Genomic DNA, 823 nt, shown 5'->3' on the forward strand with positions numbered 1-823 from the left:
CCACACCCAGCCCGACCCCGAGCCCGAAGCCGCCCCCGGCGCCCACGCCCGCCCCGGCACCGACGCCGACCCCCACACCTCCGGCCCCGCAGCCGCCCCCGCCCCCGCCGCCCGTCCCGGCGGTCCACCAGTGGAGCCGGCTCTCGTACGACATCCTGGGCGACGGCACCGCCCCGGAGATGCGGATCGGTGCGAGCAGCTGGGTGTGGCAGCGCTCGGGCCTGTCCATCGCCGGCCGGCGGCACGCGCACGGCGTCACCGTGCACGGCCGGTCCTCGGTCACCATCGACCTCAACCGCCCCTGCACCGCCTACGACGCGCTGGTCGGCGTGGACGACCTGAGCATGAAGCTGGGCAGGGTCACCTTCTCGGTGCACGCCGACGGGGCCCGGCTGTGGAACTCCGGCGTCGTCGAGGGCGGCGATCCGGCGGTGCCGGTGCACGTCGACCTCACGGGACGCGAGACCGTCCGGCTGGTCGTCGAACCGGTCAGCCCCTTCGACGGCGTGGCCCTGGCGGACTGGGCGGAGTCCCGCTTCACCTGCGGCTGAGCAGCGGCCGGGGTCTTTCGTCCGGATCAGGCCGGATCAGGGAGCGGGGTCCGGTGATGGGGGCACCTCCCACGCCGTTCAGGCACTGGGGGAGGCTCGCAAGGCGGAGGAGGGCGGCAGGGCGGGCGGAGCCCTGACAACCGACGACCACGCGGCGAGGCGCGGTGCCGGGGCCCGCGAGCCCGGCATGATCCGAACGAGAGGCCCTAGCCGCGGCCGCCCGCGCCGGCGCCGAGTGCGCCGCGGCGGGGGGCGATCCCGCCCGGGACCGC

General features: G+C 76.8%; 1 protein-coding gene. It reads left to right on the forward strand.

Annotated elements, in window-relative coordinates; all coding sequences use genetic code 11:
* The coding region (locus G3I53_RS19180) for an NPCBM/NEW2 domain-containing protein (RefSeq protein WP_203617243.1) at positions 1-551 on the forward strand (551 nt) is incomplete at its 5' end.
* Positions 552-823: the final 272 nt, after the last annotated feature.

The sequence above is a fragment of the Streptomyces sp. SID14436 genome (assembly GCF_010548465.1).
GTDB lineage: Bacteria > Actinomycetota > Actinomycetes > Streptomycetales > Streptomycetaceae > Streptomyces.